We start from the raw sequence: 14,614 nt of genomic DNA, 5'->3' as shown, positions 1-14,614 counted from the left end.
GGCCCGTACCGATCACCAGCGCCTCCCGATCCCGCGGACCGACCGGCTCTCACCCGTGCAGGGTCAGCTCCGGATCCCCGTGGGCGTCGCCCGCCGGCTCTCCGATCACCGCGGTGAAGGCCTCGGTCCGCACGGTCAGGCCCTGCGCGCGGCGCTCGAAGGCGGGTGTGAGCGGGCCCGAGGGGCCGTAGCGCACGGCGAAGACGTGCACGTCCTCCGGTGTGCCCGGGACCGGCTCCGCCTCCAGCGCCGTGGACGCCACCAGATGGCGCCAGCCCTCGTCCGGGTTGCCGTAGCCGCGCGGGTCGGCGGCGAGCGCGAAGGCGGCCTGTTGCTGGGTCAGTTGCGAACGCGCGTCGAAGAAGTCAGCGCCCTCGGACTCCGGGTGCGTCAGGCGCAGCCCGCCCGCCGACGTCACCTCGGCCTCCGCGGTCCTGCGCACCCGGTCGCCGTCGTCCATGGCGTACGGCAGCCCGGCCAGCAGGTACGGCGTACCGTCGAGCCGTTCCACGGCGACCGTGACCCACAGGCTCGTGCCGTCGGTGACGTACAGGGACTGCACATGGCGCAGGACGTGGTCGCGGCCCACGACAGGCTTGCTGACCAGCTTGGCCGTCAGGCCGTCGGTACGGATGTCGCGCACCCGGACCTCGCCCATCGGCCGGCACAGCAGGAACCCGTCGACGACCGGTCCGAAGCCGTGTTGGCGGTTGACCGCCGCCGGCAGGTAATAGGTGCCGGCCGCTTCGACCAGGGCCGGCGTCATCCGGTCGTCGAAGGCCACCGAGACCGTGCCGGCGCGGAGTTGGTGGCGGAACGGCTCCTTCGACGGCGTGCGGTGCCAGCGGGTACCGTCCTGGACCTGCCAGACCAGCATGAACGCGAAGTGCCCGTCGATGCCCCCGTCCGTCTGGACGGCGTGCCGCCCCCAGCGGGTGTCGCCCCGGTAGCGGCCCAGGTCGGAGCCGATGCGCCGGCTGAAGTAGCGCAGGCCGAGCATTGCCTCGAAACCGGAGTGCTGTTCGCTGTAGCGCGGGCCGCCGTTGTCGAAGCCGCCGTTGGTCAGGCGCGCGTCGATGTAGCGGGCGAGCGCGTCGCCGTCCTCGGCGAAGATCTCCTCGCCGCTGATCCGGTGGGCCTGGGCGAGGAAGGAGAGGGAGATCGGGCCGTAGTTGTTGTCGTAGGCGCCGCCGTGCTCGGGAGGCAGCAGGGCGCCGCGGTCGCGTACCCGGTGGGCGCGGATCTCGTCGGTGTACAGGCCGATCGCCCGGGCGCGGACCGACTCTCCTTCCTCCGGGGGGAGATGGCGTGCCAGCATCAGGCCGCCGACCACGCACCCGATGGCCTGGTTGCCGGCCTCCTGCGGGTTGAAGAAGGTCGCCTCGGTCAGCCAGCGCCAGTAGCCCCGCGCCACCTCGAGCAGTCCGGCTCGCTGGTCGATGTCGATCAGGCCGTCCGGTGCGTCGAGGATGTTGACCGCCTGGAGCAGCGCCCACACCGTGCTCGGCCAGTCGCCGATGGGGTGGACACCCGCGTGCAGGACGTAACGGGCGTACGAGAAGCCCGAGTTGCGGATCCTCAGGTTCGGGTAGCCGGGGTTGTCCTCGACGTAGACCCGCTCGCGCAGGTGGAAGGCGAGGCTGCGGTGCACCGCCTCCGGCAGCCGCGGGTCCTTGGTGCGCTGCAGGGCGAGCACCAGCAGGGACGTGATGCCGAGCGAGGTGTCGCCGATGTCGTCGAAGGCGCCGGGGTGTTCGAGGTTGCCCTCGGGGGTGAGGCGGGCCAGTGCCTGCTCGGTGACGTCGGCGAGGACGGCGTCGTAGGCCTCGGGGCTGTCGGGCAGGTCGTGCAGGGGGCCGCGCTGGTGGGGGAGGTGCACGGGAGGGGGCGGGAGGTGCACGGTGATCAGCCCTTCATGCAGGTGGCCATGGCGTGGGTCGTCGGGGTCACACGACAGGTGCGGGCCGGCGGGCGCGCAGTGCGACGGTCAGTGTGTGCGGGCCGTGCCCACCGATGTAGACGCGGTTCCCGGTCGTCGCATCGGTGCCGCCCACCACGGTGTAGTCCTGACCCGGGTCGTACCGCAGTACGTCGCTCCGGTCCGGCCCGACAAGCGGTTCGCCTGCCTCGACGTCGGCCTCGACCCGGATCTCGTCGTCGCCGACCCGGTAGGTCATCGGCCCGGTCGTCAGGCACCAGCGTCCGTCGCCGATCGATACGGCGCCCTCTGGCACGCCGCCCGGCCGGAAGGTCAGTTCGAGGGCCCAGGGCACCCGTGGTCCGCTGATGTCGATCCGCAGATCGGCACCGTCTTCCCTGAGGTCCACCTCGACGCGGGTCGTGTGTGAGACCTCGTCCCGAGGCCGGTCCGGGAAGGCCATCGCGGCCGAGAAGCGTCCCTCGTCCGCCATCCGGTAAGCGCCGTCGTCCCGCCGCTGGTCCGGCGTAAGCGGCTGGTAGTAGGCGGCCGAGAGGGTCTCGGTGAGCCGGTAGACGCTGTCGGCGAGCCAGTGCATGCCGGCGGCGCGGAACGGGCCCATGTCGAAGAACCCCCGCGAGAGACGGACCGCGTCGAGGACGGCGTCGCCGGCGAACAGGCGCAGGAAGGTGGGATTGCAGGCGAGGCCCGAGCGGATTCGCCGGTGCTCGGGCACGTCGGAGCCGCCGTACACCACCGTGTGCGCGGTGGCGGAGGCGCGTGCGGCGAGGCGCGCGGTGGTGAGGTACCGGTCGCGGGGCAGTGTCTCCGCGGCCGGGGCCGGCAGCGCGTGGCACAGGTCGGGGGTGAGGAGGGTCTGGGCGAGCAGGTCGGGCTCGTCGATGCCGCCGGCGGCCGCCAGCCGCGCCGCCCGGCTGAAGTCGCCCCGGCCGGTACGGATGGCGAGCAGCCGGTAGTGCGGCAGGTAGGGCGCCAGCGGGAACGGCTGGTTCTGGTCCTGCCGTCGCGAGTGGACGGTCTCCACCGTGCCGTCCGGCCTGATGAGGTCCAGGGTCGTGGTGAGATTGCGTTCGACGGCGTCCAGCAGGTCGGCGCGGCCGAGCACGTCGGCCAGCAGCAGCAGCGAGGGGTTGGACACATGGGCCGCGTAGACGGCGCTGCGTTCCGAGTACAGGCCCTCCGCGTCGATGTCGATGCCCTCGGAGAGCCACTCCTCGACGCGGTCGAGCAGCCGGTCGTCGGGGAACGACCGGTGCAGCCGGGCCAGCGCCGCGCACAGCTCCCAGCGGTGGTTGGGGGTGTGCACGCCACCGGTCAGGAGACTGCCGGTGGCGGCGCCGGCGATCTCGGCGAGCGCGGCCGTGACGTCGCGCAGTTCCGGCCCCGCGCCGGCGGCGAGGACGTACGCGTCGCACACGTCGTTGACGGTGAACGCGGAGTCCGGCGGTGACTGCACGTTGTCGCCGCCGGCGAAGAGGCCGGTGCCGGTCTGCGCGGCCCGCAGGGCGCGGACGTGGGTCGTCGCGGCGGCGACGGCCTGCTCGCTGCCGTGCAGCGCCGAGTGCGGGGAACGGTACGCCGCGACCAGAGTCTTCACCCCGCGGGCCAGAACGCGGTGGGTCGCACCGGTGGGTTCCTCGTCGGGTCGGGCCGCCGACGGGGCGGCCTGCCGGTCGGCGGCGCGGGCCACCGCGCGGACGAACTCGTGGTCGAGCGGGGTGGGCAAGATCAGTCCTTCAGTCCGGCGTTGATGTCGGCGCCCATGACGTAGCGCTGGAAGACCAGGAAGATGGCGATCAGGGGGATCATGGAGATGACCGATGCGCCGAGCAGTACCGACCAGTTGATGTTCTGCGCGCCGACGATGCTCTGGATGCCGATCTGCACGGTGAACTTGTTGGGGTCGTTCAGCATCAGCAGCGGCCAGATGTAGTCGTTCCACCGCCACTGGAAGGACAGGATGGCGAGGGTCAGCATGATGGGCCGGGAGATCGGCACCATGATCCGCAGGAAGATCGACAGTTCGCGGGCGCCGTCGATGCGCGCGGCTTCCACGAGTTCGTCGGGGACCGTCAGGAAGAACTGGCGGAACATGAAGCATCCGGTCGCGGTGAGCACGGCCGGGAGGATGATGCCGGTGAACGAGTTGTAGAGGCCGAGGTTGCGGACCACCAGGAACTCCGGGGCGAGCATGACCTCGCCCGGCAGCATCGTGGTGGCGAGGATGCAGACGAAGAATGCCTTGAGCCACTTGTTGTCGTACTTGGCCAGCGCGTACCCGGTGCAGCAGCTGGCTCCCACGGTGAGGATCGTGGTGATCACGCAGACGGTGGCCGTGTTGATGAAGTACTGGGCGAAGTTGGCGCTGCGCCACGCCGTGAGGTAACCCGACAGGGTGGGGTTGTGCGGAACCAGCGTCAGCGGATAGGAGAACAGGTCGCTGGCCGGCTTGAGGGAGCTGAGGATGAACCACAGCACCGGCAGGCCGTAGAGGCACGCCAGGATCCACAGCAGTGTCGTCGCGGACACCGCCTGCCGGAGCCCACCACGGCCCGCGTCGCGGCGCCCCTTCTTGGAGACGCCTCGTCCGGAACCGGCGTCGACCGGGCGTGCCATGTCTGTGGTTGTCATCGGTTCTCCACCCGCCGGTTGACGATCAGCTGGATGATCGCGACGGCCATCAGGATGATCATGAGCACGAACGACGCGGCGCTCGCGTAGCCGATCTGGCCCCGCTTGAAGCCGGTCTCATAGATGTACTGGACAAGCAGGTTGTTCGACGTTCCGGGTCCGCCGTTGTTGAGGGCGACGAACACCGGGTATTCCTTCATCGCGTTGATCGTGTTGAGCAGGATCACGATGAACGAGGTGGGTGCGATGCTCGGCAGCGTGATGCTGAAGAACTGGCGCCATGGGCCGGCGCCGTCGAGCGAGGCCGCCTCGTAGTACGACACCGGTACGTTCTTGATCGCCGCGATGAACAGCAGCATCGAGAAGCCCGTCCACATCCAGGACGCCGCCATCACCACCACCAGCAGCGACAGGTCCGCGTTCGACTGCCAGGGAACGGCACTTCCGCCGAGCTTCTCTATGAGGTAGTTGACCAGTCCGAAGTTCTCACCGAACAGCCACCGCCACAGGACACCCACGACGATGGGCGACAGAAGCCACGGTATGAAGAAGATGACGCGGGCGACCGACCCGCCCTTGGCGTGCTTGCTCACCAGGAGGTTGGCGGTGAGCAGCGAGAGCGCGAAGTTCAGCGGAACGAAGAGCAGGGCGTACAGCAGGGTCCGCGTCAGCGCGTCGTAGAAGGTGGAGTCCCCGAACAGCTTGTGGTAGTTGTCCAGTCCGATGAACTGGAACGCCCCCACACCCGTGTAGTTCGTGAAGGAGTAAACGAGCCCGATCACCGCCGGCCAGACGAAGAACAGCGCGAAGAGCACGACATTGGCCGCGATGAGGACGAGCGGCGCAAGGGTGTACTTACTGCGTCTCCTGGGCGGGCTCGCGGACGCGTCCGAGGCGCGTTTTGTCATCTTCCTGACTCCGTGCTGGTGGAATGGATTGCGGTGGGCTCACGGCTTGAGCCGGGCATCAGATGGACGGCCAGGGCCGGGCGGCGGTGTCTCGACCCCGCCGCCCGGCCCTGCGGCCTACGATGCGCCGCCGACCTGCTGGTTGTAGCCGGCCACGATGTTCTCCAGGGCCTTGTCGGCCGACTGCTGACCGTTGATCGCCTTGGCGAGTTCCGTCTTGGTCGGGTCCTCGGTGAGGCTCTTGCCCTTCAGCACCCAGTCCGTCTGCGCGTTGTTGAAGTAACCCGAGATCGGGGCGTAGAGCGGGATCTCCTCGTTGTACAGCTTGAACGCCGCCTGCGCCGCCTCGGAGGTGAAGGGGTACTTCGGGTTCAGACCGCTCTCGACGGGCAGGAAGCCGGACGCCTCACACAGCTCGCGGTAGTGGTCCGGCTCGTACACCCAGGACAGGAACTTCTGCGCTGCGGTCGCCGCGTCGCCGTTGTTGTTGAAGCCCACCATCATGCCGCCGGCGTTGACGTCGCTGGCCTGCACCGGCTGGGCGGGAGTCGGGACGCTCGCCCAGTCGAACTTCTTGATGCTGTCGGCGAAGGCGGCAACCTGCCACACGCCGGACCAGTAGGCGACCACATCACCGCTCTGGAACATGGCGGACGGGTCGGCGCCGCTGGTCCACACCGACTTCGGCATGGTCTTGTCGTCGTTCATTCCGACGAAGGTGTTCACGGCCTTCTTGGTCGCATCGTCCACCGAGAACTTGCCGGAGGAGTCCGCGTGGACGTACTGCCCGCCCATCTCGTACACCATGGCGCGGAGCCGGGACGGCGAATTGTCGAACGTCAGGGAGTACTTCGCGCCGGTCTTCTCCCGGACCTTGTTCGCCGCATTGATGAAGTCGGTCCAGGTCCAGGTCTTCTGGGGCGAGGTCGGGAAGGCGACGCCGGCCTTCTTGAACAGCGTCTCGTTGATGTACAGGCCGGACGCGGTGACGTCCGAAGGTATGGACAGCACCTTCCCGGACGAGTCCTTGGCGAGGAAGTTGGGGTTGATGTTGTTGCTCTTGGTGCTGACGATGGAGCTGAGGTCGATCAGCTTGTTCGACCAGATCGGGTCCAGCGACGGCACGGCCGCCACGTCGGGCAGGGAGTTCGCCTGCGCGGCGTTCTTCAGCTTGGTCGTGTACCCGTCGTAGGGAATGTTGACGAGCTTGACGGCGACGCCGGCCTCCTTCTTGTACTGCTCCACCAGCTTCTTCCAGCCCGCGTCCTGCCCCGGAACCGTGGAGATCCAGAACGTCAGCGACTTGGAGTTGCCGCCCGAGTCGGATCCCGACCCGCAGGCGGAGAGCAGCAGCCCACCCGCCGTAGCCACGGCAGCGAGAGGAAGGAGGCGGCGCATACCGCCGCGGCCGAGTCGGCGGGAGCGCCGCACACCCACAGTGGTCATGTTCGATCCCTTTTCGTCGTAGGGGACGCAGCACGGCGCCGACCGAGGCGGCACAGGTGCATTTTTGCCGGTAGATTCGCCTTCCGAGGGCGCGGCCTCGCCCAGCCGCGTCATCCTGACGGACGAGGGTCCCCGGCCGCTGTGGCCGCCGCCGCACAAGCACGCCCTGGTGCGGTTGCCGTACGTCGTGTACGGGCGGGACGCTCGCCCAAGCCGGCGTCCCGGCCGGCTTAGAAAGCGCTTGTCCGGACATTGGCAGACCGAGTCCGAAACCGTCAATCCTTCGTCCGCGCCGCCTCGGTCACGGTTTGGACTCCTCTGGCGACCGCGAGCCGTGCCGCGCCCACGACGGTGCCGAGATCACCGACCTGGCTGCTGACCACTTCGGTGGGCCAGCTCAGCCGCTCCAGCTCGGCCCGCACACCAGGCAGGAGCTGCGGAAACGCCCCGGTGCTGCCGCCCAGGACGAGCAGCCCGGGATCCAGTACGGCCGTCACCGCGGCGGCCAGCCGGCCCACGTCGACGGCATGGCGGTCCACGACGGCACGGGCGGTGAGCCGGCCCTCCCCGGCGAGGGCGAAGAGCCGCTCGGTGGTGCGCGGGCACGGCCCGTCCCGGTCCCCCCAGGCCTCCCTGGCCCGGCGCAGCAGCGACCGCGCGCCGATGTACTCCTCCAAGGCCTCCCGGCGCGGCTCACGGCCGTCGTCCCAGGGGTAGGGCAGTCTCGCCAGCTCACCGGCGGCGCCGTTCGATCCGCGCAGCACCTGGCCGCCGACGACGATGCCGAGACCGATACCGACGCCGATCCGCAGATAGCCGAAGGTGTTCCGGCCCTGGGCGGCGCCCTCGTGCAGTTCCGCGAGCGCGGCGCAGTTGACGTTGTTCTCCAGGTCGACGGGGATGCCCGGGGGCAGGGCCACGGCCATGGCGTCGAAGACCGGACCGGCCTTGGCGGTGGCCGGGCGCATGCCGCTGCCCTGCCGGTCGCGGGCGGTGACGTCACCGACGGCGACGACGATGGAGCGCAGCGGGGCGCCCGCGGGGAGCGCGGCGAGCGCCTCGCGCACGGCGTCGGCGGCGTCCGCACGGGAGGCGGTGGCCTCGGCGAGCAGGGTGCCGTCCAGGGCGCAGCCCCTGACCCTGGTCAGGGCGGGGCCGAGGTCGACGGCCAGGACGGCGCCGGCGGCCGGCCCGAGACGGTAGACGGCGGCGGAGCGGCCGGTGCCGCTGGAGGCGGTCCCGGAGTGCGCTGCCAGTCGGGCGCTCTCCAGTTCCGCCACGGCGGAGGACACCGTCGGCTTGGACAGGCCCGCCAGGCTCGCGAGCTGCGGCCGGGTCGCGCTGCCCGCCTGGGCCAGTACGGCGAACACCGCGCTCGCGCTCTCGGTCAGGCGGGGGGCTTCCGCCACGTCGAGTTCCACAGTTCCCCCACACAGGTAAAGGGCCGCGCTCCCGGGCCGATCGTCTCGGCGGGCCGCGGCGATGGGATGCACCGGCGTCGCGCGCTCCCGCCCCACGGCGGCCCTGACGGGCGTCCCGGTGGTCGAGTGCGCATTCCTCTTGACGCACTGTACTTCGTTAGTTAACTTCCTAACGAACTTCTACGGTACTCGCCTGCCGTGGTCCGCAAGAGGCCCGTCCCGGGGCTTCCCAATTCTTCAACTGCCCGTCACCCAGGCACGGTTCGCCCGCCGTCGCAGCTCAGCGCAACGACGAAAGAGGATCCGTGCAGGACACTCCCCCCTTCTGCCCTCTCGTGGTCGGCATCGACGTGGGCGGCACCAAGACGCACCTCCGCGCACTCACGGGAGGCGACCGGGTCGCCGATCACATCCGGACGAGCAGCGGCTGGCGGCCGCACGACCCCGTGGCCGCCGCCGGTTGGCTGGCCGAGCTGGTCCGCGAGGCCCTGCCCGAGGGCGCACGCCCGTCGGCCCTCGCCGTGGGCGGGCACGCCTGCGAGACGCCCCGCCAGTGCGCGCAGATCCGTACGGCACTGCAGACCCTGTTCGACGCGCCCGCGCTGGTCGTGGGCGACGCGGAACTGCTCGTGCCCGCCGCCGGATTGGACAAGGGCGTCGGCCTGGTCGCCGGCACCGGATCGGTGGCCGTGGGCCGACTGCCCGGCGGCGACCCCGTCCAGGTGGGCGGCTGGGGCGCGGTGCTCGGCGACGAGGGCGGCGCGGCCGGACTGGTCCGGGAGGCGGCACGGGCCGCGTGGGCGGCTCACGATCGCGGGGAGGAACCCGACGCGCTCGCCCTCGGGCTCCTCGCCGCGCTCGGCGTGCCCGAAGTGCCGGCGCTCGGGGCGGCCCTGGAGAGCGCCACGGACGTCTCCGCCGAGTGGGGCCGGCACGCTCCCGTCGTCTTCACGGCCGCCGCCGCGGGTTCACCGCTCGCCCGGTCCGTGATCGCCGAGGCGGGCCGGTCGCTCGCCGCGCTCGTCGCCCGGCTCGCCGCACGCGGGGTCCCGGTCGACGACGTCGTGGTCGCGGGCAGCACGGTGCTCGCCCAGCCCGCGCTGTACGACGCGTTCACCTCGTCACTGGCCGAGACCGTTCCGGGGGCCCGGCCGACGCCGCTTCAGGTGCCGCCGGTCGAGGGAGCGGTGGCGCTCGCACGCTCCCTGCTCTGACGTCAGCGACACCGACCGGCCCTCACCAGTGAGCCACGGAGCCCTCGTTCACCTCCAGGTCACACCACGGTCGCCGGGATCTCGCCAACGGGACACGGCCCGCCCGTAGATCTTCGCTCGTACGCATTCGTACGCATCACCGAACGCGGTTCGACCGATACGTCACCTCGCGCACCGCGATCCACAGTCGACCGCACCCGAACTCCCCGGCCGCACGGCCGAAAGAAATCAAGAGAGGCACACGCATGCCGTCACCCGCCGGGCACCGCTCCAGCTCGTCCACCGGTCGACTCGCCGTGAACAGAAGGGGGTTCCTGCGGACCTCCCTCGGTGGTTCGGCCGCGCTGCTGGCCGCCCCGACCTTCGCGAGCTGGCTGGCCATCGCTGACGCGAAGGCCGCCACGGGCCCCGCCGCGTTCGTCGACGACTACAAGACCAACGTCCTCGCGAACCAGACGCCCGAGACCAACGCGGTCGTCCGCGTCCTCGGCGGCATGAGCAACGTGTGGAAGACGGGCGGCGCCTGGAACACGGGCACGCCGCTCATGCCCGAGGTGCTCCGCGCCAACATGCGCTACTGCGCCCGTATCACCTCCACCCGCACCGACGCGCAGGCGAAGGAGGCGTTCCTCTACGACCGGCAGCACCAGAGCTACTCGGTGATCGCGGGGCTCGGCCCGCTGGCCGGCCTGTACAAGGCGGGTGCCAAGGCGGTCACCTCGATCACCAGCGCGCCGGACGGCACGCCGTCGGGCAAGATCAGCGATGCGGTGCCGGCCGACGCCCCCACCGGGTCCGCGCTCGGCGCGGGCTCGTACGACTCGGCGCTCGGCAAGGTGGCCCAGCTGGTCGACACGGTGCGCGGACCGTACGCCTCGGGCAACCCGGCCAAGTACGCCTACCAGTACCCGCGTCCGTGGCGCATGAACGAAGACAGCCAGGTCGTCGACACCGGGAAGACCGACGCGCTGGGCTACCCGGTCTACGAGTCCGACGTGATCGTCGCCCCGCAGCTGCTGTGGCAGCGCGGCACGTCCCCGGCCGACGACGGCGGCTACCCCAGTGGCCACACCAACGCCTTCCACCTGGCGGCCCTCGCCTACGCGTACGCCGTGCCCGAACGTTTCCAGGAACTGGTGACGCGGGCCCTTGAGCTCAGCCACACCCGGATCGTGGCCGGCATGCACTCCACCGTCGACGTCATCGGCGGCCGCGTCATGGCCACCGCCCTGGCCGCCGCCACGCTCGCGGACCCGGCCAACGCCGGTCTCAAGGCCGCGGCCAGGGCCCAGGCGCTCGCGTACTTCCAGGCGCAGACCGGCACGACGGCCGACACCCTCTACGCCTACGCGCACTCGGCGGGCACCGACACCGACGCGTACGCCGACCGGGTCGCCAACGCCCGTGCGGTCCGGCCGCGGTTGACGTACGTGCTGACCCGGCAGGGGCGCGGCACGGACCTGACCGTGCCGAAGGGTGCGGAGGTGCTGCTGGAGACGCGGCTGCCCTACCTCGACGCGGGGCAGCGGCGCGAGGTGCTGCGGACGACCGCGCTGCCCTCCGGATACGTGCTGCTGGACGGTTTCGAGCAGTGGGGGCGGCTGAACCTGTTCGCCGCGGCGGACGGTTACGGCTCCTTCGACACGGATGTGACCGTCACGCTGAACGCGGCCGACGGGGGCTTCGGCGCGGCCGACAGCTGGCGCAACGACATCGACGGCTGCGGCGGTCTGACCAAGCGCGGCAGCGGAACCCTGACCCTGACCGGGGAGAACCGGTACACGGGCGGCACCGTGGTCGAGGACGGCACCCTGGTCGCGGCCTCGTCGAGCGCGCTGGGCCTCGGTGACGTACGGGTGACGGGCGGGACGCTGCGGACGGCCGGCGCCGTCCGGGTGTGCGGCTCCTACACGCAGGCGGCGGGGGCGACCCTGGACGTGACGCTGCGGGCGGGGCACAAGGCGGCGCTCACGGTCGAGCGACGCGTGGTGCTGGACCGCGACAGCGTGCTGACCCTGCGGCTGGACGAGGACCGGCCGCCGGCGGCGGGGTCCACGATCCCGGTGATCGGAACCCGGTCGCTGCGCGGGCAGTTCGGGCGCGTCACGGTGACGTCGGACGCGTACCGGGCGGTGCCGGTGTACACGGCGGAAGGGCTGGCCGTACGGCTCCTCAAGCGATAGTCCCACCGCGCGGTACGGGCGTGTCGCGCCAGGGGAATGCGCGACACGCCCGTACCGGTGGGCGGACACGGGCCGTACGGCTCAGGGTGAGCGGCCGCCGTACGTGCCGCCCGTGTCCGCGGGCGCACCCGCTGAGCGGCTCTGGGGAAGGGCGGAAGGTGCCTGAACTTCCCCGGGTGGCTCAGAGCGTGGTGCGGGACTCGAGGTCGCGGCGGGTGTCGTTGCCGTAGACGCCGGTCTCGTCGCCGCGGATGCCGTACCAGAGCTGGAAACGGGCGACGGCGGCGGCGAGCGTGGCGTCGTAGCGGCCGTCGGTCGAACCTTGCTCGTAGACGTCGGGGATGCGCAGCAGCCGTTCCTGGAGTTCGGTCACCTCCGCTCCGCTGTCGCCCTCGCGCAGGGTGCCGGGGCCGTCGGGGTCGGTGGTCCGCTGCTGGACGGGGGCGCTGGTGGCGGGTACCCGGGGCGGAGGAGCGGCGGCGTCCCGTGAGGCGCCGTCATCACCCGGACCGGGGAGGACGAGAGCGGCGCCGAAGCCGATGAGGCCGGCCGCGGTCACTGCGATGATGATCAGCGCACGGCGCATGGTGAGTCCGTCGTCGGCGGGCCGTTCACGGCGCACCCAGCCCGCGCGGGCGCGGTGGCCGGGGGCGTCCGGGACGGGCGGCAGCTCCTCCGTCACGTCCCCGGCGGTGGCCGGTGCCACGTGTACGACGATCGGTTCGTGGACCGGCTCCGGGGGGCGTCTCTCGTTCTCGCGGAACTCCCTCACCAGTTCGGCCAGCGCCTCGGTACGACGACGGCGCACGACGTAGGTGGGTTCCAGCACCGGGCGCCGCAACGACTGCCCCGGCTCGGGCGGTGTCGACACACTGCTCTCCTTCCGTCCCGCGGTCTCCCGCCATCCCCGGGGAGTGATACGTGGGCGGCCTCCGCCCTGTTCACCGGGAACCCACAGTCACCACACGATCCGGCCGGCCGGCAGCCACTCGACAGCAGCTCCGAACCATACCCCCTAGGGGTACAGTGGCCGCGTTCCGGACCGTCAGGGAGAAGGGCACCGCATGTGGGATGCGATCGGACACGCGCTGTCCATCACCGGGTCGATGACCTGGGAGATCACCTGGGCGCTGATCCTGGGCTTCACCCTGTCGGCCGTGGTGCAGGCGGTGGTGCGCCGGTCGACGGTCGTACGGCTGCTGGGTGACGACCGGCCCCGTACGCTCGCCCTGTCCGCGGGGCTCGGCGCGGCCTCCTCCTCGTGCTCGTACGCCGCGGTCGCCCTGGCGCGCTCCCTGTTCCGCAAGGGCGCCGACTTCACGGCGGCGATGGCGTTCGAGATCGCCTCGACCAATCTGGTGATCGAACTGGGTGTCATCCTGGCCCTGTTGATGGGCTGGCAGTTCACGCTCGCGGAGTTCGTCGGCGGACCGGTGATGATCGTCGTCCTCGCGGTGCTCTTTCGTGTCCTGTTGCGCGAGCGGCTGCTGCGCTCGGCCCGAGAGCAGGCCGAGCGGGGGCTGGCCGGTTCGATGGAGGGGCATGCGGCGATGGACATGTCGGTGGGCGGCGAGGGCGGTTTCCTCGGCCGGCTGCTGTCCCGTCGGGGATTCACGTCCGTGTCGCACATCTTCGTCATGGAGTGGGCGGCGATCCTGCGTGACCTGGTGGCCGGACTGCTGATCGCGGGCGCGATCGCCGCGTGGGTGCCGGACGAGTTCTGGCGCACCTTCTTCCTGTCCGGCCATCCGCTCGCCGCCAGGCTGGTCGGGCCGCTCGTCGGGCCGCTGGTGGCGATCGCGACGTTCGTGTGCTCGATCGGGAACGTGCCGCTGGCGGTGGTGCTGTGGAAGGGAGGCATCAGCTTCGGCGGCGTGATCGCCTTCATCTACGCGGACCTGCTGATCCTGCCGATCCTGAACATCTACCGGAAGTACTACGGGCCGCGCATGGCCGCGTTCCTGCTCGCCACCTTCTACGGGGCGATGGTGGTCGCCGGGTACGTGGTCGAGTTCGCCTTCGGCGGGCTGGGCCTGATCCCGAACCAGGCCGACGCCAGGATCCCCGAGGAGGGCGCCAGTTGGAACTACACGACCTGGCTCAACATCGCCTTCCTGCTGCTGGCCGCCGCCCTGCTCGTACGCTTCCTGCGCACCGGCGGCCCCGCGATGCTGCGGATGATGTCGGGCGCGCCCGAGGCCGAAGAGGCCACCGGGGCGGGTGGGGGCGACCGCCGCTGAACGGCGCCGAGCGGGTACCGCGCCGCAGGGGCCGCCACCCAAGGCGTGACACGGGGAAAGAGACGCTCGAAGATCACCCTTGTCTTCCCCCGCACGCGGCCGAACCCCGATGATGGGGCGATGAGACGACGGGCACACACCGACCAGGACTGGACCTCGCACCCGGATCCCCTCCTGGCCCTGGCACGGAAGGAACTCGCGTTCTACAGCCGCCAACGCGACCGCTCCAGGCGGGAGCACTACGCCACGGAGATCGGAGCCCTCGCCGCCACGTCGTCCACGGTCGTGGCGGCGGGGCTGCACGCGCCGGCGTGGCTGACGGCTCTCATCGCCGGCGGCGCCGTCTTCTGCACCGGCATGCGTCAGCTCTTCAACCCCGCTCCCCGGTGGGTGCTGGCGTCGCAGTCCCATGAGAGCCTGCGCCGGGCCGTCGACCGCTATCTGCTGCTCCCGGAGGCCGAACGCGACGCGGCCGCACGGGCGGTGCTGCAGGCGGCGATCGAGGAGGTCGGGAGCAACGAGCTGCGGGAATGGGCCGACACCCAGAGCCAGCGCATGACTCCGACCGCGCCGGCCACGGGAGCCTGACGGGCCGTCGGCCGCCCCCTTCCGGAGGTCCAGCGGCGTGCGCG

At 71.0% G+C, this 14,614-nt stretch carries 11 protein-coding genes; 4 read left to right on the top strand and 7 right to left on the bottom strand.

Features of this window, described 5'->3' with window-relative positions:
* Positions 1-49: 49 nt before the first annotated feature.
* The 6 genes from Q2K21_RS18225 to Q2K21_RS18200 all read right to left on the bottom strand — a co-directional run bounded on the left by Q2K21_RS18225 (position 50) and on the right by Q2K21_RS18200 (position 8,333).
* A complete protein-coding gene (locus tag Q2K21_RS18225) occupies positions 50-1,879 on the bottom strand; it encodes a hypothetical protein (protein ID WP_310781066.1) in 1,830 nt (609 codons plus the stop codon).
* A gap of 67 nt (positions 1,880-1,946) precedes the next feature.
* Positions 1,947-3,665, bottom strand: coding sequence for a hypothetical protein (locus tag Q2K21_RS18220; RefSeq protein ID WP_310772114.1), 1,719 nt, complete (start codon positions 3,663-3,665; stop codon positions 1,947-1,949).
* A gap of 2 nt (positions 3,666-3,667) precedes the next feature.
* Positions 3,668-4,570 (bottom strand): carbohydrate ABC transporter permease, encoded by a 903-nt coding sequence (locus tag Q2K21_RS18215; protein ID WP_310772111.1) that lies wholly within the window; start codon positions 4,568-4,570, stop codon positions 3,668-3,670.
* Complete coding sequence (locus Q2K21_RS18210; RefSeq protein WP_310772108.1) at positions 4,567-5,478, bottom strand: carbohydrate ABC transporter permease; 912 nt, start codon at positions 5,476-5,478, stop codon at positions 4,567-4,569. Before Q2K21_RS18210 ends, Q2K21_RS18215 begins: the two co-directional genes overlap by 4 nt.
* 117 nt (positions 5,479-5,595) lie before the next feature.
* Positions 5,596-6,924: an extracellular solute-binding protein gene (locus Q2K21_RS18205; protein WP_310772105.1), complete on the bottom strand. Its 1,329-nt coding sequence runs from the start codon at positions 6,922-6,924 to the stop codon at positions 5,596-5,598.
* Positions 6,925-7,199: 275 nt separating this feature from the next.
* Positions 7,200-8,333 (bottom strand): ROK family transcriptional regulator, encoded by a 1,134-nt coding sequence (locus tag Q2K21_RS18200; protein WP_310772102.1) that lies wholly within the window; start codon positions 8,331-8,333, stop codon positions 7,200-7,202.
* Between the two features lie 317 nt (positions 8,334-8,650).
* On the opposite strand from Q2K21_RS18200, the gene Q2K21_RS18195 reads away from it, so the two are divergent.
* Positions 8,651-9,559: an N-acetylglucosamine kinase gene (locus tag Q2K21_RS18195; protein ID WP_310772099.1), complete on the top strand. Its 909-nt coding sequence runs from the start codon at positions 8,651-8,653 to the stop codon at positions 9,557-9,559.
* A gap of 245 nt (positions 9,560-9,804) precedes the next feature.
* Positions 9,805-11,742 carry a phosphatase PAP2 family protein gene (locus Q2K21_RS18190; protein WP_310772096.1) on the top strand — a complete coding sequence of 646 codons (1,938 nt, stop codon included), beginning with the start codon at positions 9,805-9,807 and terminating at the stop codon, positions 11,740-11,742.
* A 181-nt stretch (positions 11,743-11,923) separates the two neighbouring features.
* On the opposite strand, the gene Q2K21_RS18185 is transcribed toward Q2K21_RS18190, so the two are convergent.
* Positions 11,924-12,613 (bottom strand): peptidoglycan-binding domain-containing protein, encoded by a 690-nt coding sequence (locus tag Q2K21_RS18185; protein WP_310772094.1) that lies wholly within the window; start codon positions 12,611-12,613, stop codon positions 11,924-11,926.
* A gap of 193 nt (positions 12,614-12,806) precedes the next feature.
* Between Q2K21_RS18185 and Q2K21_RS18180 the strand changes: the two genes are divergently transcribed.
* Positions 12,807-13,982, top strand: a complete 1,176-nt coding sequence (locus Q2K21_RS18180) for a permease (protein WP_310772090.1) — start codon at positions 12,807-12,809, stop codon at positions 13,980-13,982.
* 120 nt (positions 13,983-14,102) lie between these two features.
* Positions 14,103-14,570 carry a DUF4231 domain-containing protein gene (locus Q2K21_RS18175; RefSeq protein ID WP_310772087.1) on the top strand — a complete coding sequence of 156 codons (468 nt, stop codon included), beginning with the start codon at positions 14,103-14,105 and terminating at the stop codon, positions 14,568-14,570.
* Positions 14,571-14,614: the final 44 nt, after the last annotated feature.

Source organism: Streptomyces sp. CGMCC 4.7035 (assembly GCF_031583065.1).
Taxonomy (GTDB): Bacteria; Actinomycetota; Actinomycetes; order Streptomycetales; family Streptomycetaceae; genus Streptomyces; species Streptomyces yaanensis.
This window is presented reverse-complemented; position numbering and strand designations above follow the sequence as displayed.

Bases quoted from the DNA above. Each gene is read 5' to 3' on its own strand.
- Q2K21_RS18215 (WP_310772111.1), bottom strand. From the start codon at position 4,570: ATGACAACCACAGACATGGCACGCCCGGTCGACGCCGGTTCCGGACGA.
- Q2K21_RS18210 (WP_310772108.1), bottom strand. From the start codon at position 5,478: ATGACAAAACGCGCCTCGGACGCGTCCGCGAGCCCGCCCAGGAGACGC.
- Q2K21_RS18205 (WP_310772105.1), bottom strand. From the start codon at position 6,924: ATGACCACTGTGGGTGTGCGGCGCTCCCGCCGACTCGGCCGCGGCGGT.
- Q2K21_RS18190 (WP_310772096.1), top strand. From the start codon at position 9,805: ATGCCGTCACCCGCCGGGCACCGCTCCAGCTCGTCCACCGGTCGACTC.
- Q2K21_RS18180 (WP_310772090.1), top strand. From the start codon at position 12,807: ATGTGGGATGCGATCGGACACGCGCTGTCCATCACCGGGTCGATGACC.
- Q2K21_RS18175 (WP_310772087.1), top strand. From the start codon at position 14,103: ATGAGACGACGGGCACACACCGACCAGGACTGGACCTCGCACCCGGAT.